The sequence below is a fragment of the Buttiauxella cochleicola genome (assembly GCF_021282435.1).
Lineage (GTDB): Bacteria > Pseudomonadota > Gammaproteobacteria > Enterobacterales > Enterobacteriaceae > Buttiauxella > Buttiauxella massiliensis.
On record NZ_JAJSOT010000006.1, the window covers coordinates 259,132 to 284,655 of the forward strand.

The 25,524-nt window shown below is 44.9% G+C and carries 22 protein-coding genes; 13 read left to right on the forward strand and 9 right to left on the reverse strand.

Annotated elements, in window-relative coordinates:
- Positions 1–45: 45 nt before the first annotated feature.
- Positions 46–621: a fimbrial protein gene (locus tag LVQ77_RS15800; protein ID WP_232904941.1), complete on the reverse strand. Its 576-nt coding sequence runs from the start codon at positions 619–621 to the stop codon at positions 46–48.
- A 394-nt stretch (positions 622–1,015) separates the two neighbouring features.
- Between LVQ77_RS15800 and LVQ77_RS15805 the strand changes: the two genes are divergently transcribed.
- Together LVQ77_RS15805 and LVQ77_RS15810 are read left to right on the forward strand one after the other, a co-directional pair.
- A complete protein-coding gene (locus tag LVQ77_RS15805; RefSeq protein WP_151993820.1) occupies positions 1,016–1,651 on the forward strand; it encodes a LuxR C-terminal-related transcriptional regulator in 636 nt (211 codons plus the stop codon).
- A 105-nt stretch (positions 1,652–1,756) separates the two neighbouring features.
- Positions 1,757–2,605: a helix-turn-helix domain-containing protein gene (locus tag LVQ77_RS15810; protein WP_232904942.1), complete on the forward strand. Its 849-nt coding sequence runs from the start codon at positions 1,757–1,759 to the stop codon at positions 2,603–2,605.
- 3 nt (positions 2,606–2,608) lie between these two features.
- On the opposite strand, the gene LVQ77_RS15815 is transcribed toward LVQ77_RS15810, so the two are convergent.
- Together LVQ77_RS15815 and LVQ77_RS15820 are read right to left on the reverse strand one after the other, a co-directional pair.
- The gene (locus LVQ77_RS15815; RefSeq protein ID WP_232904943.1) at positions 2,609–3,853 is read right to left on the reverse strand and encodes an MFS transporter; all 1,245 of its coding nucleotides are present in this window, start codon (positions 3,851–3,853) and stop codon (positions 2,609–2,611) included.
- Between the two features lie 471 nt (positions 3,854–4,324).
- Positions 4,325–4,828 carry a hypothetical protein gene (locus tag LVQ77_RS15820; protein ID WP_232863920.1) on the reverse strand — a complete coding sequence of 168 codons (504 nt, stop codon included), beginning with the start codon at positions 4,826–4,828 and terminating at the stop codon, positions 4,325–4,327.
- 657 nt (positions 4,829–5,485) lie between these two features.
- Between LVQ77_RS15820 and LVQ77_RS15825 the strand changes: the two genes are divergently transcribed.
- Together LVQ77_RS15825 and LVQ77_RS15830 are read left to right on the forward strand one after the other, a co-directional pair.
- Complete coding sequence (locus LVQ77_RS15825; RefSeq protein WP_232863921.1) at positions 5,486–6,160, forward strand: helix-turn-helix transcriptional regulator; 675 nt, start codon at positions 5,486–5,488, stop codon at positions 6,158–6,160.
- 8 nt (positions 6,161–6,168) lie between these two features.
- Positions 6,169–6,678, forward strand: coding sequence for a hypothetical protein (locus LVQ77_RS15830; RefSeq protein WP_232863922.1), 510 nt, complete (start codon positions 6,169–6,171; stop codon positions 6,676–6,678).
- Between the two features lie 207 nt (positions 6,679–6,885).
- Here the strand turns inward: LVQ77_RS15830 and LVQ77_RS15835 are convergent, their stop codons facing one another.
- Complete coding sequence (locus tag LVQ77_RS15835) at positions 6,886–7,797, reverse strand: LysR family transcriptional regulator (protein ID WP_232904944.1); 912 nt, start codon at positions 7,795–7,797, stop codon at positions 6,886–6,888.
- A gap of 445 nt (positions 7,798–8,242) precedes the next feature.
- Between LVQ77_RS15835 and LVQ77_RS15840 the strand changes: the two genes are divergently transcribed.
- The 4 genes from LVQ77_RS15840 (at position 8,243) to LVQ77_RS15855 (ending at position 13,923) form a co-directional block, all read left to right on the forward strand.
- Complete coding sequence (locus LVQ77_RS15840) at positions 8,243–8,818, forward strand: fimbrial protein (RefSeq protein ID WP_232863924.1); 576 nt, start codon at positions 8,243–8,245, stop codon at positions 8,816–8,818.
- A 54-nt stretch (positions 8,819–8,872) separates the two neighbouring features.
- A complete protein-coding gene (locus tag LVQ77_RS15845; protein WP_232863925.1) occupies positions 8,873–9,607 on the forward strand; it encodes a fimbrial biogenesis chaperone in 735 nt (244 codons plus the stop codon).
- A 62-nt stretch (positions 9,608–9,669) separates the two neighbouring features.
- Positions 9,670–12,240 (forward strand): fimbria/pilus outer membrane usher protein, encoded by a 2,571-nt coding sequence (locus LVQ77_RS15850; protein ID WP_232904945.1) that lies wholly within the window; start codon positions 9,670–9,672, stop codon positions 12,238–12,240.
- A 531-nt stretch (positions 12,241–12,771) separates the two neighbouring features.
- Positions 12,772–13,923 (forward strand): fimbrial protein, encoded by a 1,152-nt coding sequence (locus LVQ77_RS15855; protein WP_232904946.1) that lies wholly within the window; start codon positions 12,772–12,774, stop codon positions 13,921–13,923.
- Positions 13,924–14,027: 104 nt separating this feature from the next.
- Here LVQ77_RS15855 and LVQ77_RS15860 read toward each other — a convergent pair whose 3' ends face one another.
- Positions 14,028–15,224 (reverse strand): BaiN/RdsA family NAD(P)/FAD-dependent oxidoreductase, encoded by a 1,197-nt coding sequence (locus LVQ77_RS15860; RefSeq protein ID WP_232904947.1) that lies wholly within the window; start codon positions 15,222–15,224, stop codon positions 14,028–14,030.
- A 229-nt stretch (positions 15,225–15,453) separates the two neighbouring features.
- On the opposite strand from LVQ77_RS15860, the gene pitA reads away from it, so the two are divergent.
- Positions 15,454–16,956, forward strand: coding sequence for an inorganic phosphate transporter PitA (gene pitA, locus LVQ77_RS15865; protein ID WP_232863930.1), 1,503 nt, complete (start codon positions 15,454–15,456; stop codon positions 16,954–16,956).
- Positions 16,957–17,027: 71 nt separating this feature from the next.
- Here pitA and uspB read toward each other — a convergent pair whose 3' ends face one another.
- Complete coding sequence (gene uspB, locus LVQ77_RS15870) at positions 17,028–17,363, reverse strand: universal stress protein UspB (protein ID WP_034499574.1); 336 nt, start codon at positions 17,361–17,363, stop codon at positions 17,028–17,030.
- A 490-nt stretch (positions 17,364–17,853) separates the two neighbouring features.
- On the opposite strand from uspB, the gene uspA reads away from it, so the two are divergent.
- Positions 17,854–18,291: a universal stress protein UspA gene (uspA, locus tag LVQ77_RS15875; protein ID WP_034460563.1), complete on the forward strand. Its 438-nt coding sequence runs from the start codon at positions 17,854–17,856 to the stop codon at positions 18,289–18,291.
- Between the two features lie 97 nt (positions 18,292–18,388).
- On the opposite strand, the gene rsmJ is transcribed toward uspA, so the two are convergent.
- Positions 18,389–19,147 carry a 16S rRNA (guanine(1516)-N(2))-methyltransferase RsmJ gene (gene rsmJ, locus LVQ77_RS15880; RefSeq protein ID WP_232904948.1) on the reverse strand — a complete coding sequence of 253 codons (759 nt, stop codon included), beginning with the start codon at positions 19,145–19,147 and terminating at the stop codon, positions 18,389–18,391.
- Positions 19,148–19,155: 8 nt separating this feature from the next.
- On the reverse strand, positions 19,156–21,198 hold the full coding sequence (gene prlC / locus LVQ77_RS15885; protein ID WP_232904949.1) for an oligopeptidase A: 2,043 nt from the start codon (positions 21,196–21,198) through the stop codon (positions 19,156–19,158).
- A gap of 303 nt (positions 21,199–21,501) precedes the next feature.
- Between prlC and LVQ77_RS15890 the strand changes: the two genes are divergently transcribed.
- A complete protein-coding gene (locus tag LVQ77_RS15890) occupies positions 21,502–22,344 on the forward strand; it encodes a 23S rRNA (adenine(2030)-N(6))-methyltransferase RlmJ (RefSeq protein ID WP_232863933.1) in 843 nt (280 codons plus the stop codon).
- 8 nt (positions 22,345–22,352) lie between these two features.
- Here LVQ77_RS15890 and LVQ77_RS15895 read toward each other — a convergent pair whose 3' ends face one another.
- The gene (locus tag LVQ77_RS15895) at positions 22,353–23,057 is read right to left on the reverse strand and encodes a bactofilin family protein (RefSeq protein ID WP_232904950.1); all 705 of its coding nucleotides are present in this window, start codon (positions 23,055–23,057) and stop codon (positions 22,353–22,355) included.
- A gap of 241 nt (positions 23,058–23,298) precedes the next feature.
- Between LVQ77_RS15895 and gorA the strand changes: the two genes are divergently transcribed.
- Together gorA and LVQ77_RS15905 are read left to right on the forward strand one after the other, a co-directional pair.
- Positions 23,299–24,651: a glutathione-disulfide reductase gene (gene gorA, locus LVQ77_RS15900; RefSeq protein ID WP_232904951.1), complete on the forward strand. Its 1,353-nt coding sequence runs from the start codon at positions 23,299–23,301 to the stop codon at positions 24,649–24,651.
- Between the two features lie 260 nt (positions 24,652–24,911).
- Positions 24,912–25,364: an SgcJ/EcaC family oxidoreductase gene (locus LVQ77_RS15905; protein WP_034460571.1), complete on the forward strand. Its 453-nt coding sequence runs from the start codon at positions 24,912–24,914 to the stop codon at positions 25,362–25,364.
- Positions 25,365–25,524 lie beyond the last annotated feature (160 nt).

Here is a 25,524-nt window from a genome sequence, read left to right on the forward strand (position 1 = left end):
CATGTGAGTAATACCATAGCCATTTATGGCTATGGTATTTTTACCTTACCAATATGTTATGTGATAATTAACTTGAGCAGTAACTGGGCCTGATGTACCAGATTTAACACCTGAGTCATTCACTTTTATATAACCAACACTGAATGAGTAGTTGCGTTTATTACTATACGAATGACCACCTTCATCATCCGCATGATAAGAGGTTCTTTTGCTAGCATCAATTTTTGCGCCATCTTTGGTCATAAGCAACAGCCCTACATTATTCAATGCTCCATTTGAATTTTTCAAATATCCCTGTTTTGTGACATTATCATCATTAAACTGAATGGCAATCTTCGGAGGTTTATTAGCAACCAATCCACAATCTTCAAGTGTCAACTTAAATGGTACAGCGTTAGTTCTTGTTTCTGTCGTTGGTATTTCTGAAAGTCTTATTGGTGGTAAAGATACTAGTTTTCCTCTATCAGAGGTAGATATCTTGCATGAACTCTCAAATACAAGGCCATTGAAATGAACAACATTTGACCATTCTTTTATTCCTGAACCATTATCACCCGCAGCCATTGCAACAGGAGAAAAACTAATACACGTTAATAAAGCAATAATTGATACTTTATTCATAAAATTTTCCTTTTGTTAGGAGTACAGTAAATCTGTATCTACCAAGAGGTATTTACCTCAGCCTTATTATAAATAAGTAAATATATAAGTAACTACGGAGATTAACGTATTTGCATAATGCTTAGTACTTGCCACTAATACATTAATATTAAAATACATTATTTAATAGAATGTATTTTAATTTATGAAAGATCATTAAATAAATTAAACCATTAAATATCAACGAACTTACATTAGAGACAAATAACTTCTGCTTAATAATTCGGTAAAACCGATTTATTATTATGCACAATAAGCTAAATCTCATTAGGTCTAACATCTTATCGTTAGCCCAATTAATGGATGACAGTAAATTCACTGTCCTGGAGAAAATAACTCTATAGAGGGAAGACCCATGCTTAACTACGCAGCAGAGCAAAAATTGTTCTTAGTTACCCGACCCTCAGTGCAAAATCATCTTCTTCTGGAGCGCTTGAATCAGGAAATTAAGATCCCAGTTGTGGTCCTGAATGTAAAGAAACCAATGATGTTTTATGCTTCTGAGAAATCTATCTTTATTTACGATACAGACGCAGCCAGCAGTAAATCCAACAAAGTCTGGCCAAAGTTGCTTGCGGAAAGCCAATCCAGCATGCGGATATGCCTGCTTAACTGCTCGAGGGCATTGTCTGTTTATGAGAAATCAATTTGGCATCGTTTCGATACCGTATTACCCGATGACACCACACCAGGCAGTCTGGTTAACGCCATAAAAATTATGATGCAAAACAGATATGAAGATAATGCAAACACTTGCCTTCAAACCGCACCGGAACAAACCTATGGTGATAAAAACTCAGGCAATTTGACCATACGGGAATACGAAATTCTGCACGAGTTATGTAAAGGTGAGTCTAATGCTCGCATCGCTCAATCCTTCTTTATCAGTGAAAACACAGTACGAACTCATATTTATAATATTTTTAAGAAAATATCGGTAAATAATCGAATACAGGCTGTAAATTGGGTTAACCATCAACTTATTAATTAATTACATCAATTGACCAACAGTGCAATAATAACGGGGTTGATTGACTAAATAAATCCAATGTGTATATCTAATAAGGGACTTTCGCGCTCAAGGATGTATTGCCACATGCTTAAAAAGAATATCGTACAGGAAGTATTAAATTACATCGAAAATAATATCGATGTGAATATTAACATTGATGATATATCCAGATTTACGGGTTACAGCCGCCGGCACATCCAGACTATTTTTAAACAACATGTAAGAATACCTCTCGGTCTCTACATTCGTAAACGTAGGGTAACTCGTGCATCTATCTTCCTGCGTCTAACTAATATGAATGTGATTGATATATCTGCGAAATTTGGCTACGACTCGCAACAGTCCTTTTGCCGGGAATTTAAAAAAGCAGCAGGCTTAACCCCACTTCAGTACCGCAGAAGTAGCTGTTGGGACTTCTCGCCATTACAGGCAGAATTCAACTTTAACCGCATCGACGTAGGCAGTTTTCAGATATGCACCTTGCCCGAAGGATATGTTTCAGGTCAAATGTCTCACCAAGAAATCGCCATCCCAGCCAATGAGAATATTTTAGAGGTCCGCTGGAATACCATCATCAACCATTTGAATAACCAGAAACAAAATATTTGGTCGATATCTGAATATAAAGCGCATAAGAAACATTCAATGCGCATAAAGCTAAGTTCGATTATTGGCGTACATAATAAAGAGGTAAACAAAAAACCGGGTGATCACACCTACCCTTCGGGGATATATGCCCGATTTTCATTCAGGTGCAATAAAGAAGAATACTCTAAGTATTCAAAACATATTTATCTCAACATTTTTCCTAAACACAGGTTAAAACGCAGACCAGCCCCTGACATTGAGGTTTTCACTTATAACGGCTACGCCAGGCCTGAAAATGCTCTGGATTGTGAATACTACATCCCTGTAGAAACAGTAGCTGAATAACAACTAGCTCTGTTGTCTGACTTGCGCAGTATTATCGAGTCTTCTGATCGCTGGCGTGAAACTGGCTGCGAAGGTTGCAATCAGAACTGCAGCTGCGCAACACAATAAAACATTTGTGGTGCCGTAGTGCATCGCAAGAGGGCCTGCTGCAATTTCGCCAATCGGAATCGCCACAAATGAACCCAATGCATCATAAGCATAAACACGTGCAAGCTTTTCAGGCGGGATATGAGTTTGTAGCGATTGCGCCCAGGCCACACCGAACAACCCAAAACCAACTCCAGCTATAAAAAATGCCGCCATCAAAACTGAGGTCGAAGGAATCAGAGCCAGGATGACAATTGGGCCTGCGCAAAATGCCGTTAAAATTGTGCCAATTAACAAATCCCGACGTGGCCGCCAACGAAGTGCAATAACAGAGCCGACTATCAAGCCCATACTTTGGGCGGCAATCGCCATGCCCCAACCTGTTCGGCCAAATGTTGCATCTGCGACTACGGGACCCAGCACCATCATCACGCCGCTAAAGGCCGCATTGACGATGGTAAATTGCACCACAATTGCCCAGACCCATGAGCGTGAAATAAACTCCACCCAACCGTCCTTTAAATCCTGCAAGATATTGGATTGAGCGCTCTGAAGTTGTGCCGAATTAGTTCGAATCATTAAATACAGTGGTGCTGATGCCGCAAACCCTAAAGCATCAATGGCCAATCCCCAGCCTGGCCCCATCACGCTTATGAGAACACCGCCCAGTGATGCACCAATAACAGTCCCGCCATAAATACCTAACTGGATAAAGGCATTTGCTTCCCGTAAGGAATGCACCGGAACAGTTTGTGGGACCATGGCTTGCGAAGCAGGCAACGAAGCCCCCGCTGCTGCACCGTTTATAGCGCCAAGTATCACCAACAGCATAATGGTTGCCGAGCCATCCAGAACTAAGCCAGCAACAACCCCCTGTGAGATTGCAGCGATAACCGATGAGTAAAGCAGAACACGACTTCGTGAATAGCGATCGGCAAGTACCCCGCCAATCAACAAGAAAGCCACGTTAAAAATCGAGCGAGCAGCAATAACAATGCCCAAGTCAGCGGCCGATCCCCCCATGTCGAGCACGGCAAAAGCCAGAGCAATCGGTGCGATTCCATTACCCAGTACCGTCAGCAGACGAGCAAAGAACAAATTGCGGAACGGCGCGTAGTAAAATGCCCGCTTAGAAGATATTGCTGCCGTATCTGTGCTCACTAATATTCCTCGAAACTGTTTTGCGGCTTAATGCTTCGCTGTAGTGTGAGTTACGCCGCTTATCAAAAATGGACTATTAGTTATACCACTAATTATTTAATTCTATATATTTTATGTATTTAACATCCTATTTTTGGTAATAGAATCTATGTAATGCTTAAGTTTCCTCTTGCTAACATCGCCTGCAAGTTCGTTGTTATGTACCAACAAGTCATAATTGAAGCCATTGCCAGTAGGGTTAAATATCATTAATTCCAGCTCAACCCCAAACATAAAGAGGTTCTTAAGAGCTACGTGATATCAATGAAATACAGATCTCACCAGGAAGGCTGAAATAAGTAAAATCAGTGCCTGGTACTAAGCTGTTGGGAATGACGAAGATATGTAACTGCTGGCATGACATCGTCAAGCCAGCAGTTAACAATGAAACATAAGGACGGTATCTGAAGAAAAAAATACTACGGCAAAATGCTATTGGCCGTATGTGGCATTGGTCCCATCACTCGGGTTTTCGTCGTCCGTTTCCCCATAAAGAGTGTTCGCGGTTTCATCCGGCAGTTTTTCTAATTTTCCGCAAATATAGACGTGTGAACCAAGAGCCAGACGATAAGTCTCCTCTGTCTGGCCGTTGTCGCGTGCCGCACCCCATACAATACTTGGGCTATCAGCCATGCCTATGTAGGTTTTCGACAGGTTATCGTAGATTACTCTGTTGTATTGTTCGTACTGTCGGCGATCTGAGGTGGGGGTGCGTGACAAAAAGAGATCCACTGCACCAGTTTGCTTGTTTTTCAGACCGATTAGCGTATGCCCAGAATTGGAATCTGTCAGATCGGTGAAGTTGACCGTAATGGATTTCCCGCAGGTCAAAGTGTAAGTGGCAAGGTCATTGCCCAATTTCACTTCTTTCGCAAAAACCGAAAAGGAAGCCATAAGAAGAAAAACGGGTAGTACACTGGTTTTTTTTAGATTCATTTTCTTAGCCTAACTCACGTTTAACCACGAATAACGTCACCTGGTGACCTGTATTTTCTAAAAAATGCTGGTTTGCCATTTTTATTACAGCAACGACTAACACCAAAAAAGTAAGGGCTCACTCGGCATAGAAAATGCTTCGTTTCCATGTCAATGAAAAAGCATATGAACTTTATTACCGAAACCAAAAAGGTGGAGGGTAATCCAGTTGGAGTTAAGATTTGAAAAGCATAGAAACGTGCTTTACATCATCCACTAACATCAACTTTTTCATTACAGCTAGCTCTAAGCGTAGGAGTTTTTACCCGGAAATCAACACAAGCAAAACGCCGCTGAGAGATAAGCTACATTTTTTTTAGGTCTGTAATTTTGGCGAGTATATACCAGGCCTGCGCGGAAATTAAAGTCCATTATTATCAGAAGCTAATATTTATCGATTCCCAAAGAGATCGAGATAAAATTCTGATTTTTAGAAAATGGTTTCTCTTTCTTTATGTTTGCACCTATCCCTCTCCAATAGGACTATAGGCACCTAGGAAATCTCCTAATAAATATCCTATAAAAGAGTTGAAATCCTAAAGACGGATTCTTAGCCAATGAGATAACTTACAACGTGGTCGGGTGAATTCCTTACTCTTTAACTATGCAGGATGCAAAATGTTAAAAAATAGCAATGGAGTCGTGAGTATTTTTATACTCACTCAAAATAAATTCCTAAAACTTGGATTAGAGTCAGTCATTGAAGATGCCTTTTCAAAATGTGATAAAGGTAACGTTTCATATAATGTATATGAAATCAGTAATCTTAATGATCTCACGATAAAGATGTTGCGGGCAGGTGGGAAATCCATCGTGTTCTTTGATTCAGACGGTTTCTTTTTCCATGACCGTTTGGAAATGGTTAACAAAATCAATGACACAAACTTGCAGTTTGAATCCGTATTTCTTTGTGATGGCGCTGAATATAATAAAATGAGCCATTTTTATAATTTACTTTTCAAAACTGTGTTAAATAAATCCATTCCATTGCAGCATACAAAAATGGATATTGAGGGCGTGATTATTAAGATGGTTGGCACCAGGGATTTTGAACTCCGACAAGATGTCTTGCCTGAAATTTGTACGCCTTTTTTAAGATTAACAACTCGTGAAGCTAACGTGTTGAAAAATATCTTTAAGGGAAAGAACACCAGGGAAATAGCTAATAACTTGTATATTAGTGAGAAAACCGTACTTGCACATAGATCAAGAATCTATTCAAAATTTAGCGTGCACTCTTTAAGTGAACTGTACTTTTTCATCAGAAACAGTACACATATCAAAAACTTGTAGCATTATTATTGGAGAGTAAAAATGGGAAAGTCATAAAGTTCTTTTTAATTTTTTTTATTTCTTTGCTTGTCAGCACGCAAGGCATTGCATCAAGAGGTGCAACAGACTGGTTACTGACAAAATCCGACAAAATTAGTGAGATTGAAAAGAACAAATTATTTTATTCCGACAATTATACTGAGACTGCTTATCCAAAACTTGCAGATGTCGTTGAACCTGTAAATTGTGAAACAGTTAAACCTGCTGGCAGTAGAAAATTTAATTCACTGCCTGATATCCAGTATCGTAAACTAACGCCAAAAAATGAAGCATTGCACTATGCACAAAAACGGAGCGCTAAAAAAAGTGTTAAGGCGGTCATTGCGATTCCCTTTACTACTGAGCAATATGAAATTCAGTTCTTAACTCCCTATGCGCAAAGAGATTTGCAAGCGGAAGAGACTTTTGTCAATGTTTCACAAAAAGTCACTATCCAGGCTTGTTTAAAAATCAGAGATGCATTGATTTATTGGTTCTAATAGTAAACTGGAAAGTATATTTCCCTGAATCAAACATCATATTTAATGAGGTGGTGATGAACATTAACCTTGCCATTTTTTTGATTACCTCTTTAGCCCTTTTGATATTTGTTATTTTTGTGATCAAAAAAGCCATTTCAGATTTTAGACAGAAAGATGTTATTACTTTAAAGTTAAAGCAATAACATTATTGCACTACCAGGCGGATCAATCAGCTAATGTCATAAGATGACTGATGATGCTTTTTAGTATGGGGTTATCTTTTGCTGACTTCAGTATATTTGCATAAATAGTAATGGCATGTCCATTTACAACATCTGTCTCTAACGCTTTTATATCATACATTTTTGAATAGTAATCAATCAGCGGTGTAGGCATAAAACATACTGCATCCGAGTGTGATACTAACATAAGCAACGTATCGTAAGACGAGACACGAATCCTCCTGGTTAGGCTACTAATCCCATCAAAATAAAAGATATATTTTTCTAAATCGATCTCAGACGAATCCTTGGGAAGGACATACGTAACCAGTTTTTCCTTCTTAAGCATTTCCAGTGTGACCTTGCCTTGCAAACGAGGATGATTGACCTGGCACACTGCATGTACATTTTTTAGAATTATTTGGTATTCAATAATAGAACTATCAACGGCTAATGGAGTCCCAATATCAATATCAATTTGTTTTCTGCGTAACGCCTCGATCCGTACCTCACTGTCATTACTGAAATTATTAAATTCAAAAACAGCATTTTGAATTTCAGCCCCTTCATCGTTCATAAATTTCCATGCCAACCAATTCTCAATAATCGAATTCGTTCTGATACGGAAAAAACTTTTTTCGGGAGAAGGTAATTTTCTATCAGTTGAAGCGGGCTCTATCAAATTTAGTGCTGGCGAAAAGTGCTTATAAAGTTCTAATGCCAAACTTGTGGGTTGCATCCCATTTTTAGTGCGGATCATGATAGGATCTGAATAATGGTCACGAAGTTTATTTAATGCATAGCTGACTGATGACACCCCCATCCCCAGACGGACACCTGTCTCCGTGACATTTTTGTTTTCAACCAGGGCGCATAGCACTCTTAATAAATTTAAATCTAATTTTCTATTCATCATGTTAACTTTTTGTTGGTTTATTATTACAAATTATAGTCCATTTTCTATTTTATCGAACTGACTTTTTTATTCATTGTTATTGTTAGTAGTAATCCTAAATGCGAATATAGCTTATCAAAACAAAGCAGTAATATCTTAAGACTTTGCCCCACTAAAAGAATTAAATTCTTAAATACACGCATGTATCTATAGAGTATTATTTTTGCTTATAAAAATGTTTATATTGGTTGTGTCATAATGGAGGAGGCATCTTCAAAGACAATAAATTAATTAATCAATACCTTACCCAAAGTCACGCGCGAACTATTTATATCTCGGTTTGCTTGTGTGGCGCTACAAAATGTTATGCATCAATGCTGTAATTAATGTCAGAGTTATCTGAAATTAATAATCGTTAAACAAACGGAAATTTGTATTTATTCAAACCCAAGAACGGGGAATTAACATGAAAAAGCTCGCTATCGTTACAAGTATTATCTCTGCTCTGTCTTTAATCAATGTTGCACAAGCTGGCAATGAAATCCTGTTCCACGGTGAAATCACAGAAAGTACCTGTAATTCCTCAGTGGCTGGCGGGAATGACGTGACACTGCCAACGGTTTCTACTACCTCTCTACCAGGTGCAGTAGGTGCAACGGCAGGTCGTACACAGTTCGTAATTGATGTTACTGAGTGTACGTTGTCAACCGGCAAAACCAAAGTAGCTGCCTACTTCAATGCCAGCTCCAATGGCACAGCCAACGTAGACAGCATGACCGGCTACCTGACTAACCTTTCCCAAGGTACGGCTGGCGGTGCAGAAGGTGTAATGCTGCAGTTGGTGGACGGTACTTCTCTGCAGCCGATTAAAGTTGGTTACGCTTCTCAGAGTGATACTGGTGGTACAGGCTTCCAGACTGTTTCGGGTTCACCGAACGGTACTGCTCGTCTGAACTATTTCGTGGAATACGTCAAAGCGGATGCAGTCATTGCGGCTGGTACCGTGGAAGGCAAAGTAGTTTACGACCTGATGTATAAATAAATCGTTATCCATAGGGGTAAGCCATTGCCCCTGCTTCACTTATTTGGAATCAATATGCTTATGCGTCGTTACGCAAGAAAAGCCGCCGTAATGTGTTTTATAGGGGCTACTTTAGGGTGGGTCAATTATGCGGCTGCGGGTGTTGTTATTGGCTCAACCCGAGTTATTTACCGTGAAAGTAAAGATGAAGTTACGGTTAAACTGACTAATAATAATCCGTCACCTGTATTAGTGCAGAGCTGGATTGATAAAGGTGACGAACATATTTCTCCCGAAAAACTTTCCGTGCCGTTTGTTTTGACACCTCCTATTAATAGGATGGACCCAGGGAAAGGACAAACCTTACGTATTACTTATATTGGTACACCTGCACTGCCAACAGATAAAGAATCTGTATATTGGTTAAATGTGCTTGAGGTTCCAGCCAAACAAAAAAGCGTTCAGGAAATAAGCCGGCTTAATATCGCATTCCGTACACGAATAAAAATTTTCTATCGTCCGGATGGATTAGCGGGTAATGCAAACAGTGCGCCAAAAGATCTCGTCTGGAAAATTCGTGATGGTGGTTTGCTGGTGATTAACCCAACGCCATATAACGTTACCCTTGGGATGATTTATTACAAAAACAGTGGTAAGAATCATGAAATGGAAGGGGATATGATCATCCCCGGCGGCACAAAGACATACAAGTTTAAAGACATTCCTGGAGTGAGCAATCTCTCTCAGTTGAGTTATACCGCTATTAATGATTATGGCGCTTTTGTTAAATACAATGCGAATGACCGTTAATTTTTTTTATTAGCTTTAATGGATTAAAGCTTGATTTACGAGTGAGAGAGGAGGTTGCTGACATGAAAATAATAAAAATAAAAAATAAAGAGTTAACGCGCCATAATAGCTTAACCCCAATTATTATTCTCTGTTTGGCAACATTTCCTGTTTGCGCTAATGAACCAGTCACGGAAGATACCCAACCTATTACTGACAGCGTTGAATTTGAATCTGACGTAATGCGTATGGATAGTAATACTAAGGTCGATCTTACGCGTTTTTCAAAAGGCTCTAGCGGCACGCCGGGTATCTACCGTGTAAGCATTATCGTTAATAATACCGAAGTCGGTGTCGATAACGTTGAGCTAAAAGAAGGGGCAGATAAATCCGTCTATCCATGCTTGACGGCTAAAATTCTGCAGTTGATCAATTTCAACCAATCTCAGCTTTCGCCAGAAGCGGTAGAAATGGTTTCTGGAAAAGTCGCTTGCGCGAACCTGCAGAGCGTAATTCCAGATGCTAAAGTCCAGTTTGATAGCAATGAGCAACAGCTCAATATCTCTATCCCACAAATTTATGTCAACCGCATATCTAGCGGCACGGTTGACCCTGCGCTATGGGATAGCGGGATCCCTGCCGGCCTATTAAGCTATTACCTTAACGGCTATGATTCTAAATTTGGTACTAACAGCAGCCGTACTTTTTATGCGGGTCTCAACGGTGGTCTGAATATTGGTGCTTGGTATTTACGTCATAATGGCTCTTATAACTGGCAGCAAGATCAGGGCAGTCAATACAGCACCATAAATACCTACTTGCAGCGCGATGTTGAAGCTTTGCGGGGTCGTGTCGTTATTGGTCAATCCAACACCAGCGGCCAGCTTTTCGACTCTTTACCATTTACCGGTGCGCGGATTGAAAGTGACGACAGCATGCTGCCGGATTCACAACGTGGCTATGCGCCTGAAATTCGCGGTATTGCGAAAACCAACGCCAAAGTCATTGTGAAGCAGATGGGTCAAATCATTTATGAAACCACTGTTACACCTGGCGCCTTCCTGATTAACGATCTCTACCCAACTGGTTACGGTGGCGATCTGGATATCACTATTCAGGAAGCTGATGGCACGGTACAAAACTATTCGATGCCTTATGCTTCAGTTGCACAGCTGTTACGCCCTGGTTCACACCATTTTAGCTTAACAGTAGGCAAGCTACGCGATTCCAACATTTCTGATAAACCAATGTTGTATGAGGCAACTTATCAGCGTGGGTTAACTAACTCAGTTACAGGTTACGCGGGCGTACAGGCAAGTGAAAACTACCAAGCCGCACAGATTGGTACAGCATTAAGTACGCTGCTGGGCGCATTTGGTGTCGACGTTACGCAATCTTTTAGCAAAATTGGTGAATATCAAGACCAGCCTTCCTCTCTCTCGGGGCAAAGTTATCGAGCCAGTTACAGTAAGCTCATTACCGAGACAGACAGTAACATTACCCTGGCCGCGTACCGCTTCTCCAGTAGCGGATACATGGACTACATGACCACGATGTTGGCCCGAGATAACGTCAAAAGTGGCCAGTCAGGAACGAATATTATGCGTTCCAAAAACCGTTTTGCGCTCTCCGCAAGCCAGGGATTAGCTGAAGGTTGGGGAAGCTTTTACGCTAGTGCATCAGTAGAGAACTACTGGAATAACGACAAATACAACAAACAGTACCAGTTCGGTTATTCGAATAATTTTAAACGGGTGAACTACAGCGTTAACGTAAGCCGTAGCCAAAACGCCTATGGGGCGGACCAAACGAGTTTTAACCTGAACTTCTCATTCCCACTGTGGGAAGACCGTGATGTGCGTGCTCCAACTGTAAGCCTGCGCTACAACCATGATAATAATGGCGGGCAAAATGAACAGGCATCAATTGGCGGCGCATTGGGTGAAGACAATAAATACACCTATAACTTGAGCGGATCGCACGATAGCCGCTCAGGTACTTCTGGCAGCGTAGGCGGCACCTGGTTTGGCAGCGTGGCCCAAATGAGCGGTACCTACAGCAAAGGACCTGACTACCAAACCAGCACCGTTGGTATGTCGGGTTCAATGATTGCTCACTCGGGGGGCGTGACGCTTTCTCCTTATACCGGCGATACCTTTGCACTGGTAGAAGCTAAAGGAGCAGAAGGTGCCAAAATTGGTACCTATGCGGGGACAAAAGTCGATTCGTTCGGCTATGCGGTGTTCCCTTCAATGCGGCCTTATCAGTTGAACGATGTATCGATAGACCCGGAAGGTTCCTCACAGGATGTGGAATTTGAAAACACCTCCCAGAAAGCGGTGCCACGTTCCGGTGCGGTGGTTAAGGTTAAATTTAATACGCGTACAGGTATTCCAGTACTTATAACCTCTTTATTTAACGGTAACCCATTGCCATTTGGCGCAGAAGTCTTTGATGCGCTGAACAACTACGTAGGAGCAGTTACGCAGGGTGGTGTGATTTATGCCAAAGTTGCCGATATGAAAGGTTCGCTGAGGGTCACGTGGGGTAATGGTGCAGAATCGAGCTGTAAAGTGAATTATATTTTGGCACCGTTATCAGCAGATAAAGCACAGAAAAAAGTGCCACAGCGGTTTAACACGCCTTGCTTATGAATACATTTTTAATTGATCAGCAAATTTATCTGCCATTGGGTAAGACATAATTTTTACAGAAGTTAAGTCAACCGCAAGATACGGGCCAAAAAATATTAAGAAAATAGTTTTCTGATTAATAATTTTGTATCTGGATGAATATTATAGTTACTAGCATGGAAAACAATCCATATGTAAAAAACTGGTGACTATAATTTATCCACAACAATATTACTATTACATCAGCCGGAATATCACTCAAAGTCTGAAGTGCAGAAACGGTTGAGCCTGTGATTGCAAACTTTAGTATTGATGTAATATTGATCAACTATTTAAAACCCATTAGTACAGTGACTTACCACTTTCGTACTAATAGTAATTATTTTTCCATTTTTCGCTGAACGCATTAAAGACTAAATGCTTTCTCGATTTATTGGGTAAGAGGTATTTATGAAAGTGTTTTGCATGTACTTATATAACATAATCAGGAATATAAACAAGTTCACTCGATATATTACTGTTATCATAATAGCAACCCTACCAGTGTTCTTTATGAATTATTCATTTGCAGATACGCTAAATTGCGGAAATGGATACACAAGCATAGGTGGAGACTACATTGTCCCACCTGTAAATATTACTGCACCAAATGATGGCGAAACGAGTAAGTTGTTATACTCGGTAAATAAAGCAGTTGTTCAATCTGCTTATACGGATTGCCGAGTGGGGGCAATAAACTGGGTAAATACCTCGCATACGCTGATGGATGTCCCCCCAGGAGAGATATACACAATTGATGGATATACAGTATACCCAACCAATATCAAGGGACTTGGAGTTTCAATTAATGAAAGTGCCACTGGAACAAACCAGACAGTTCCTGTTTGGCCTGGTTATGTAGATACGGTAGTAAAATATAACAATCTACCGACTAATATATATATTAATCTAAAACTATGGCGAACTCCTGGATTTATCCCTCCTATTGGCACTACACAAATTAACTCTATGACAGTTATTGCGCTTATAAGGCCTACTAATACGGCGAATACCATTGCAGTTTGTGCACCAGGGAGCATTAGGTTGCCAAACAATAATGATTTTTGTGGAGTCATTACTCGCAGAATCACTTTTTCAGCATCATTCCAATTAGGTACATGCGAACTTCTAAATCCAAACCAAACGGTAGAGATGGGAGCATATAATTATGATTCAAAAATAAATGCAGCCCCCCCTTGGGTTGATGCAGGTTTTCAACTTAAGTGTCCGCAAGCCTGGGGTTACGGCGGGACGACAAATAACCCAACAAATTTCTATGACGCAAATAATGGATCTAAAGTTAATAATAGTGGAAACCAACCTATTAAAATTAAAGTCACGCCTATAAACCCTAGTGTTAACCCTATGGAAGGTATCTTCCAACTCAATAGCGGGGGTGCTGAGGGTTTTGACTTGCAGCTTGCCTGGGGGGATCCCGCGAGTCAGGGAAATATACCTGCAAAACCAGTGCAACTTGGCTCATGGGTGAATGCCAATACCGCTAACAGTAATTACAGTAATACCGCCTATGCAATTGGTGCGAGTGCTGTCCCCACCGGGGCCGACGGAAAGATTAAGATGTCTGCACGTTATATTCGTAACTCACAAGATGTGAAACCTGGCGTTGCCAATGCAAGCGTTGAAGTACTAGCAACCTATAATTAGTACATTGTAAGTGCGCAAAATTATAATTTTGCGCACTTACAACAACTGGTTATCTATTCTTTGAATGCAAAATAATTACCAGAAGCAGTGACCCAACTTTTTTATCAACTCACACTCACTAAATCCTGCGCGCACGCCCAGGCTGAACTCCATGCCCACTGGAAGTTATATCCACCTAACCAGCCGCTTACGTCCATCACTTCGCCGATAAAATAAAGACCCGGCACGTTGCGTGCTTCCATAGTGCGTGAGCTAAGTTCGTTGGTGTCCACGCCACCCAGCGTGACTTCTGCAGTGCGGTAACCTTCTGTACCGTTAGGTTGCACTTGCCAGGCTTGCAGAGTTTCAATCAGTTCGCTTTGTTGGCGTACGTTAAGCTGTTTAAGCGTCACGTCTGGAATTTGCCCAAGCTGTTGCAAGCATTCCACCAGGCGTTTTGGTAACACCATCGCCAGAGTGTTTTTCAGGCTTTGATTTGGGTGAGCATTACGCTGCTCGTTAAGAAGCTCATCCAGATCGGTATCAGGAAGTAAGTTAACGCTCACAAACTCACCAGACTGCCAATAACTAGAAAGCTGCAATACCGCAGGCCCGGACAAACCGCGATGGGTAAACAGCAAACTTTCACGGAAGCTGACACCATTTTCCGCAGTAATCACTGACGGAACGGATACGCCAGAAAGCACCTGGAGCTGTTCGAGTAGAGGTTTATGTAAAGTAAACGGCACCAGGCCTGCGCGAGTCGGGAGAACTTTCAGCCCAAACTGCTCTGCAATTTTGTAGCCAAACGGTGTAGCCCCGAGGCCCGGCATGGAAAGACCGCCCGTGGCGATAACAAGTTTTGCCGCTTGTACGCTGTCACCGTTTAATTGAATGGTATAGCCGTTTTCATCATGTTCTATAGATAACACTTCGCTGCGCAGGCGTGTGGTGACTTGCCCTTTTTCACATTCCGCAACCAGCATGTCGACGATTTGCTGTGCTGAATCATCGCAGAAAAGTTGGCCAAGGGTTTTCTCATGCCACGCGATACCATGTTTACCGACCATATCGATAAAATCCCATTGGGTATAACGCGCCAGAGCAGATTTGCAAAAATGAGGGTTTTGGCTGAGATACGCTGCAGGTTCGATATAAAGATTAGTAAAGTTGCAACGCCCGCCACCTGACATCAGGATTTTACGGCCCGGTTTTTTACCGTTATCGATGAGTAGCACTTTGCTTCCCGCCTGCCCAGCCATCGCTGCACAGAACATTCCTGCGGCCCCCGCACCAATAATTACGGCATCAAACTTTTCCACGACCTACTCCCGACTATGCTTAATGCAAGGAATTGTAAAGATAGCGGCCTGGTCGCACCAGCTAAATGCTTCTTAACAATTGCAGGTGATTGAAAATAAATATGTAAATCTTTTCACTGTTTGACCGAAGAAGGACAAACATCAAGAAAAGTCCATATTTCTGTTGGCGCATTACGGAGTTGTCTTACATAATGCGCCGCGTTCATGTCCTCAAAATGGCGTAACGTCTATGGAATTTCTGTTTAACGGCCTGGATCTTCATACCGGGCTTTTGCTATTACTTGCTCTGGCGTTTGTTCTCTTCTACGAAGCGATCAATGGCTTTCATGACACTGCTAACGCAGTGGCAACTGTTATCTATACACGTGCAATGCGATCGCAACTCGCGGTGGCAATGGCGGCGTTATTTAACTTCCTCGGCGTTCTGCTCGGTGGATTGAGTGTTGCGTATGCGATTGTGCATATGTTGCCAACCGATCTGCTGTTGAACGTAGGGTCCGCTCATGGTCTTGCCATGGTGTTCTCTATGTTACTGGCCGCTATCATCTGGAACCTCGGCACCTGGTATTTTGGTCTGCCGGCATCCAGCTCCCATACGCTTATCGGTGCCATCATTGGTATTGGTTTGACGAACGCACTGATGACCGGAACCTCGGTAGTCGATGCGCTGAATATCCCGAAAGTCATTGGGATCTTCATGTCGTTAATCCTTTCCCCAATCGTGGGTCTGGTGATTGCGGGCGGGTTAATCTTTTTGCTACGTCGCTACTGGAGCGGCACCAAAAAGCGCCGTCGTATCCACCTGACACCTGCCGAACGTGAAAAACAAGACGGCAAGAAAAAGCCTCCATTCTGGACTCGTATCGCTCTGATTATCTCAGCTATTGGCGTGAGCTTCTCTCATGGTGCGAATGATGGTCAGAAAGGTATCGGCCTGATCATGCTGGTGCTGATTGGTGTAGCGCCTGCAGGCTTTGTGGTGAACATGAATGCTTCTGGATACGACATTGCTCGTACCCGTGATGCCATCACTCACCTGGAGCAGTACTACGCGCAGCACGGCGATGTAATTAAGCATGTTGTTGATCTCAATCCAGCTATCCCAACCCCTGAAGAAGTGAAGGGTCAGGATAAACCTGCTGAGTTCCATTGCGATGCCAGCCGCGCCATTCTTGCGGTTCAGGGTGCAAAAGCACTACTGGGTAACATCGATAGCTACGACAAGCTGAGCATTGAGCAGCGTAGCCATATGCGCCGTCTGCTGCTTTGCATTTCAGATACTTCAGAGAAAGTAGCTGCTCTGCCGGAAACCAAACCGGACGATAAGCGCTTCCTGAAAGAGCTGAAAACTGACTTGCTGCATACCATCGAGTACGCACCAATCTGGATTATCATGGCGGTTGCTCTGGCACTCGGCCTCGGTACTATGATTGGCTGGCGTCGTGTGGCGACAACTATCGGTGAGAAGATTGGCAAGAAAGGCATGACGTATGCGCAGGGTATGTCCGCGCAGATGACAGCCGCCGTCTCCATCGGTATTGCGAGCTACACCGGTATGCCGGTTTCTACCACTCACGTGCTTTCTTCTTCCGTAGCGGGGACGATGGTTGTTGATGGTGGCGGTTTGCAGCGTAAAACGGTAACCAACATCCTGATGGCCTGGGTGTTTACTTTGCCGGTGTCAATTCTGCTTTCTGGTTCTCTTTACTGGATTTCACTGCACTTTATTTAAGAGCTGTGTAGTCACCAAAAAGCAAAAAGCGGGTCAGTTTACTGGCCCGCTTTTTTTATGTGCTCAAACTTTCAATGCCAAATCATCAACCCGATAAGACTAATCACCACAAGCCCACATAACGCACTGGTCAAAATAAACTGGCGGCGCAGACGTTCACAGCGGCGGATAAACTCATCGTCGTGATGGTCAAGATAGCGTTGAGCATAGATATAGCCCACTAAGCGAATCTGTTTGCTGGGCTGGCCGTGAGAGGTAAAAAAACCGCCTCCATCGACGTATTGGTACAACAACGGATCGCACCCGCGTAATACCACCAGCAGCGCACGCAAAGATGAGTAATAGCGCGCCATATTCACAACACAAACTACACAAAGCGCCCAAAAAAGCGCAACGGTGCTGATCATCATAATTCCCCTCCCGGTGAAGCCCCAGAACATCACTCCAGGGCAACCGCTCACCCCGAAAACCAGAAAGACCGTTTAGCGAGCCCAAAAAGCCGATCCGGCTCACATTACTATACCCAATGGATTTCGATTTGCAGGCAGGCGGCAAGAGAATGAGCCCCGATGAGCTTACACTTGTAAGTGACTCGGGCAATTGAACGCAGCCAACGCACATGCAACTTGAAAGACGACAGGTATATTCCGGAACGGCTTATTTAATAGTGTAGGAGATCCGCTAATTTTTTTGCCACATCATTAATCTTTATCAAAACGATAACGGCTATTTGGGGCTTCAATGTATGCAACGGTGGCACATTGACGATTTCTATCATTCGCTATAGGGTAGAAATATCATCTACAATTTAGGTCTTTACACGCGGGTAGCACCACAGCAGCACATTGTGCTATCCGGCCAGGCTGGTCATCGACAACTTATGGAAGGAGTAAAATTATGGCTTACAAACACATTCTGATCGCGGTAGACCTCTCCCCGGAGAGCAAAGTATTGGTGGAAAAAGCAGTTTCTATGGCTCGCCCATACAACGCGAAGGTTTCCCTGATTCATGTTGATGTAAATTACTCCGATCTCTACACCGGACTGATTGATGTAAATCTGGGTGATATGCAGAAACGCATTTCAGAAGAGACGCACCACGCGTTAAGCGAACTGTCTACTGGCGCAGGTTATCCGATTACGGAAACCCTGAGTGGCAGCGGCGACCTGGGCCAGGTTCTGGTAGATGCCATTAAGAAATACGACATGGATTTGGTTGTTTGCGGTCATCACCAGGATTTCTGGAGCAAACTGATGTCTTCCGCACGTCAGCTTATCAACACCGTTCACGTTGATATGTTGATTGTTCCACTACGTGACGAAGACGAAGACTAGAAGCTAGCGGTTACTAAACCGTAGGGCGGATAAGCGAAAGCGTCATCCGCCAGTTCTGGCATAGCGGCGGATAGCGTAAGCTTATCCGCCCTACGTTTTACACCACGATTGCCGTACCCGAATAAATATCAAAACGGTGGCCTTTGGTGACCACGGCGTTATGCGTTTCCACGCCGCCGAGCGGTGGCGCGTAGTCCGGGCGTTTCACCACAACACGTTTAGTTGCCAGTTTTTGCGCAGGCAACAGCAAACCATCTGCATCTTCGTCCGGCCCCACCAGCGACTGAAACACACGCATTTCCTTCTTCACCAGCGCACTTTTCTGCTTGTGCGGAAACATCGGGTCGAGATAGACCACTTCAGGGCGCGGTGTGATATCGCTTAACGCCGTCAGGCTGGACGCGTGAATCAACTGCAAACGTTCCTGCAACCAGCCGCCAATTTCCGCATCCTGGTAACCACGGCGCAAGCCGTCATCGAGCAAAGCCGCAACCACCGGGTTACGCTCTAACATTCGCACTCGGCAGCCTACAGAGGCCAGCACGAACGCATCACGCCCAAGCCCTGCCGTCGCGTCAACCACATCCGGCAGATAGCCACTTTTGATGCCAACCGCTTTTGCCACCGCTTCGCCACGCCCGCCGCCAAACTTACGGCGATGCGCCATCGCGCCCGAGACAAAATCAACAAAAATGCCGCCGAGTTTTGGCTCATCACGCTTACGCAATTCCAGATGTTCTGGCGTTAATACCAGCGCCATCAGGGAGTCTTCGTCGTGTGTCAGACCCCAGCGTTCGCTCAAAAGTGATAAGGCGCCGGAGTCGGCGCCTGATTCAGTTAATAAACAGATTTTCACAGAATGACTTAGCCCTTGATACCGTAATGAGCCAGCATCGCATCGAGCTGAGGCTCACGGCCACGGAAGCGTTTGAACAGCTCCATTGGCTCTTCAGAACCGCCACGGGTCAGGATGTTATCGAGGAACGACTGGCCAGTTTCGCGGTTGAAAATACCTTCTTCTTCAAAGCGCGAGAACGCATCAGCTGCGAGCACATCGGCCCACAAATAGCTGTAGTAACCCGCCGCATAACCACCTGCAAAGATATGGCTGAAGGCGTGTGGGAAACGGCCCCATTTCGGCGACGGCACAACCGCGACCAGCTTCTTGATTTCATACAGAGTTTCCAGCACTTTCGCGCCTTGCTCTGGGTTGAATTCAGCATGTAAACGGAAGTCGAACAGGCCGAACTCCAGTTGACGCAGAATAAACAGCGCTGCCTGGTAGTTTTTCGCCGCCAGCATTTTATCCAGCAGCTCTTTTGGCAGCGGTTCGCCCGTTTCGAAATGGCCGGAGATAAACGCCAGCGCGTCCGGCTCCCAGCACCAGTTTTCCATAAACTGGCTTGGCAGTTCGACCGCATCCCACGGCACGCCGTTGATGCCAGAAACGCCCGCGGTTTCGACTTTAGTCAGCATGTGGTGCAAACCGTGGCCGAACTCATGGAACAGGGTGATCACTTCGTCATGAGTAAACAGTGCAGGTTTGCCATTTACCGGGCGGTTAAAGTTACATGTCAGGTAGGCGACTGGTTTTTGCAGCGAACCGTCGGCTTTACGCATCTGGCCTACGCAGTCGTCCATCCATGCCCCACCACGCTTGTTTTCACGGGCATAGAGGTCGAGATAGAAGCTGCCGCGCAACTCGCCTTTCTCGTCATACAGCTCGAAGAAACGCACATCCGAATGCCAGACGTCGATATCTTTGCGCTCTTTCGCGGTAATACCGTAAATGCGTTTCACCACTTCAAACAGGCCATTTACCGCGCGGTCTTCCGGGAAGTACGGGCGCAGTTGCTCATCGCTGATGCTGTACAGATGCTGTTTCTGTTTTTCGCTGTAATAGGTGATGTCCCACGGTTCCAGCTCGGTGACATTAAATTCTTTTTGGGTGAATGCACGCAGTTGCGCCAGTTCCGCTTCGCCCTGTGGGCGCGCACGTTTAGCCAGATCGGTTAAGAACTCCAGAACCTGCTGCGGGTTTTCAGCCATTTTGGTAGCCAGCGATTTTTCCGCATAGTTGCCAAAACCCAGAAGTTCCGCCAGTTCGTGGCGCAGTGCCAGAATCTCTTCCATCACCGGGGTGTTATCCCACTTGCCTGCGTTCGGGCCTTGGTCAGACGCGCGAGTAGCATAAGCGCGATACATCTCTTCACGCAGTTCGCGGTTGTCACAGTAAGTGAGTACTGGCAAATAGCTTGGAATATCCAGCGTCAGCAGCCAGCCATCTTGCTCTTTAGCTTCAGCCTGAGCACGTGCTGCTGCCAATGCGCTTTCCGGCATACCAGAAAGCTGTGATTCGTCTGTAATCAGTTTTGTCCAACCCTGAGTCGCATCCAGCACGTTGTTGCTGTAGGTCGAACCCAGTTCAGACAAGCGTGCAGCGATTTCGCCATAACGCTTCTGTTTGTCTTCCGGCAAGCCGATGCCAGAGAGCTCGAAATCACGCAGCGCGTTATCCACGGCCTTTTTCTCAGCAACGCTGAGATCGGCATAAAACGCGCCATCGCGCAGATCGCGATACGCCTGATACAGCCCTTCGTTCTGCCCAACCCAAGTGCTGTATTCAGACAGCAGCGGCAGCGTCTGCTCATAGGCTTCACGCAGCTCCGGGCTGTTTTGTACCGAATTCAGATGGCTGACAGGTGAGAAAATGCGGCCCAGACGGTCGTCCACTTCAGCCAGCGGCTGGCAAAGATTATCCCAGTTATAAGGCCCGCCCTGTGCCACCACGTTTTCGACTTTCGCACGGCAATCATCCAGCGCTTGCTGCACGGCAGGGACGATATGTTCAGGTTTGAGAGAGGAAAACGGCGGCAGGTCGAAAGGCGTCAACAATGGATTGGTCATAAGCGCGGTTCCTGATATCTGAGAAGTGGAGCGCGGCTCGCGCACCATAGGAAATTTTTATACCCTAAATAATTCAAGCTGTGGGTAGGCGGCAAGGAAGAGAATCCCCAGAAGCTTACTTGAGTAAGTGACTGGGGTGAGCTTGCGCAGCCAACACCCCCACAGCCTGAAGTATGACGGGTATAAAGCAATCTTCTTAACATGAGGCTTAGTTTAGCTAATTTCAATGCCAGGCGGTGAGCATAAGGCTGTATACTGTGCAGAATAGTTGTTCTTCTTTTGTCTTTGGAAACCCCTCAAGCCATGCTCAGTTATCGCCACAGCTTTCACGCCGGCAACCACGCCGACGTACTGAAACACACCGTTCAAAGTCTGATTATTGAATCCTTAAAAGAGAAGGAGAAACCTTTTCTGTATCTGGATACTCATGCAGGCGCTGGCCGATATAAACTGAGCAGCGAACATGCTGAACGCACGGGTGAATATCTCGAAGGGATCGCTCGGATCTGGCAACACGATGATTTGCCAGCGGAACTTGAGCCGTATATCAACGCGGTGAAAGCTTATAACCATAGCGGCCAACTGCGTTACTACCCAGGTTCTCCGCTGATTGCACGCCACCTTCTGCGCGAGCAAGACAGCCTACAACTGACCGAACTGCATCCGTCTGATTTCCCGCTTCTGCGCTCTGAATTCCAGAAAGACAACCGCGCGCGCGTTGAACGTGCTGACGGTTACACCCAGTTGAAATCAAAACTGCCACCGGTTTCACGCCGTGGTTTGATTCTTATCGACCCGCCGTATGAAATTAAAACCGACTACCAGGCTGTTGTTACTGGTATTAACGATGGCTACAAACGTTTTGCAACAGGCACTTATGCACTGTGGTATCCAGTCGTCATGCGTCAGCAAATCAAACGTATGCTGCGCGAGCTAGAAGAAACCGGCATTCGCCGTATTTTGCAAATTGAGCTGGCGGTACTTCCGGACAGTGACCGCCGTGGTATGACTGCTTCTGGCATGATTGTAATCAACCCACCGTGGAAGCTGGAACAGCAAATGGCTAATGTACTGCCGTGGCTGCATAAAACGCTGGTTCCATCGGGCAACGGTTCGACCACGCTGAGCTGGGTTGTGCCTGAGTAAATTGCTGATTAAACGATAGAGAGAACTGCAGCTTCTTCTGTGGTTTTCTCTTCTGTTTTTTCTGATTGGATCTTTTTAATCTCAACCACACGTTCCGACTCAGGCTCTTTCTTCGCCGCCAGGCGTTCAGACTTCCCAACAAAACACCCGCCCGGACGAATCGAAAACGCCACGCCGCGAACTATCCCTTCCATTTCACCGTGTTCATGAATTTCTATAGACTCGCCGACACAGGTTCCTGATACATGACCGTTAATAACAATGGCCGGTGACGTAAATTCTCCCTCAATAAACCCCTCACGCATCACGTAGAGGACGCCGTCTTTAAGAGTAATATTTCCCTGCACTTTGCCGTAAACATGAATATCACCTTCGATATCAATATTTCCGGTAAACAAAGTGTTCTGTGCAATAACAGTGCAGCGACGTGAAGTTTGTCTCCCTACAGAGCTCTCATTTTCATCAACTGGAGAATCTACCGCTGGATTTAGTGCGGAAACTTCAATCTCATCAGCCATTTTTTGCGTTTTTTTCCTGAACATAACAAATCCTTTTTTATTGATTACCAAATAGATGACAAAAGCCAAAAGAAGCCCAGATGCAATAAAAGGAAACTCATGTTTCCAGCCAAAGGCATAGCAGGCCAGACCGCTTATCCAGGCAAGCCAGACAAACCAGAGAGGCGTATTTTGTTTGGTTCGATCAGATGTCATGATCGAAGGGGGGAATTAGTGAAGAGCAGAAATAAAACATCGTCATCCTTGACGTACCAGCAACTATTCTGAGCAAGTTTTATACATATTTATGCATCCAACGGGAAGCAGCAATATTCTGATTCTTCCTGGTTCGCGGTATAGTCCTGCCCTATCGCAATCATAGAAGCAGCCTTTGCGGGTTTGATAAGCAAAGGGTTACAATCCTGCAAATCATTTACTCACTCATGGAATCCTGTATATGACCAAACATTATGACTACCTCGCCATTGGCGGCGGCAGCGGCGGTATCGCCTCCATTAACCGTGCGGCGATGTATGGGAAGAAGTGCGCGCTGATTGAAGCGAAAGAGTTAGGCGGCACCTGCGTTAACGTGGGTTGCGTACCGAAAAAAGTAATGTGGCATGCGGCACAAATCGCAGAAGCTATCCACAACTACGGCCCGGATTACGGTTTTGACACCACGCTGAATAAATTCGACTGGGACAAACTGATTGCCAGCCGTACCGCGTATATCGACCGTATCCACACCTCTTATGACAATGTGCTAGGTAAAAACAACGTTGACGTTATTCGTGGCTTTGCCAAGTTTGTCGACGCGCACACGGTTGAAGTGAATGGCGAAACCATCACCGCAGACCACATCCTGATTGCCACTGGTGGCCGCCCAAGCCGCCCGTCAATTCCAGGCGCTGAGTACGGTATTGATTCAGATGGCTTCTTCGCACTGCCTGCTTTGCCAAAACGCATTGCAGTTGTGGGCGCAGGTTATATCGCGGTCGAAATCGCAGGCGTAGTTAACGCACTGGGTTCTGAAACGCATCTGTTCGTGCGCCAGCACGCGCCGCTGCGTACTTTCGACCCACTGATTGTGGAAACGCTGCTGGAAGTGATTAACACCGAAGGCCCAACTCTGCACACCCAGGCAGTGCCAAAAGCCGTGGTGAAAAACGCCGATGGCAGCCTGACTCTGCAACTGGAAGATGGTCGTTCTGAAACCGTAGATTGCCTGATTTGGGCGATTGGTCGCCAGCCAGAAACCGACAACTTCAACCTGGCGGCAACCGGTGTGAAAACCAACGCCAAAGGCTACATTGAAGTCGATAAATTCCAGAACACCAGTGTGCCAGGCATTTATGCCGTGGGCGATAACACCGGTGCTGTAGAACTGACACCTGTCGCGGTTGCAGCGGGTCGTCGCCTGTCAGAGCGCCTGTTTAACAACAAGCCGGACGAGCATCTGGATTACAGCAACGTGCCAACCGTAGTGTTCAGCCACCCGCCAATCGGCACGGTCGGCTTAACCGAGCCACAAGCGCGTGAGCAGTACGGCGACGATAACGTGAAAGTGTATAAATCTTCCTTCACTGCGATGTACACCGCAGTGACTTCGCACCGCCAGCCATGCCGCATGAAACTGGTGTGCGCAGGCCCGGATGAGAAGATTGTCGGTATTCACGGCATCGGTTACGGCATGGACGAAATGCTGCAAGGCTTTGCGGTGGCACTGAAGATGGGCGCAACCAAGAAAGACTTTGATAACACCGTGGCGATTCACCCAACCGGATCTGAAGAATTCGTTACCATGAGATAGCTAATCTCGAAGTCATCGAATCTTAAAAAACTGACTGTCACAGGTCAGTTTTTTTATGTGCTTTTTCCAGGAACACTATTCAGCGAAAAGTTGATTCATTGCGGTTTCAAGCCATCGGAAAGCTTGTCTTTGCCACCGCCTGAATGATTTACGTAGGTTATAGTAATGAAATGTAACTATATATAAATCATATTGTATGCCCACATTATTATTGGTAGTTTGATTGACAGGAAAAACACAACAGAAACAAAGGGATAATAATGAAAAAGGTACTCGGTATCGTCGGTTCACTGCTTCTTGTGTCAGGCTCTGCTATGGCTACCACAGCGCCTGACTGCGTCAAAGTGGACAAAGCGCAGATCGAAGGGTTGTTTGATAAATGGAACGATTCACTGCAGACCGGCGATGCTAAAAAAGTAGCAAATAATTATCTGAGCGATGCAGTATTGCTGCCGACTGTTTCCAATAAAGTCCGCCTGACTGACGCCGAGCGAGTTGATTATTTCGAACACTTCTTAGAGAAGAAGCCGTTTGGCAAAATTGACAGCCGCACCGTGCGACTGGGCTGTAATAAAGCGGTAGATGCCGGGACTTACACCTTCACCTTCGCTGATAAATCCAAAGTCTCAGCGCGTTATACCTTCACTTACGCGTGGGATGGTAAAGAGTGGAAAATCTCTACCCACCACTCTTCTGCGATGCCAGAAGCATAAAAACGGGTAGATAATCCGCCAGTATTTCAGTTGAAGCCTCCGCCATGCGGGGGCTTTTTCTTTGCGTGAACATTCTAAAAACAATGAAAGATGAAAAGAATTTGCAGCAAAGAAAAGGAATAAAGCTCTAATAATCAAAAATACTAACTCATTAATTTTC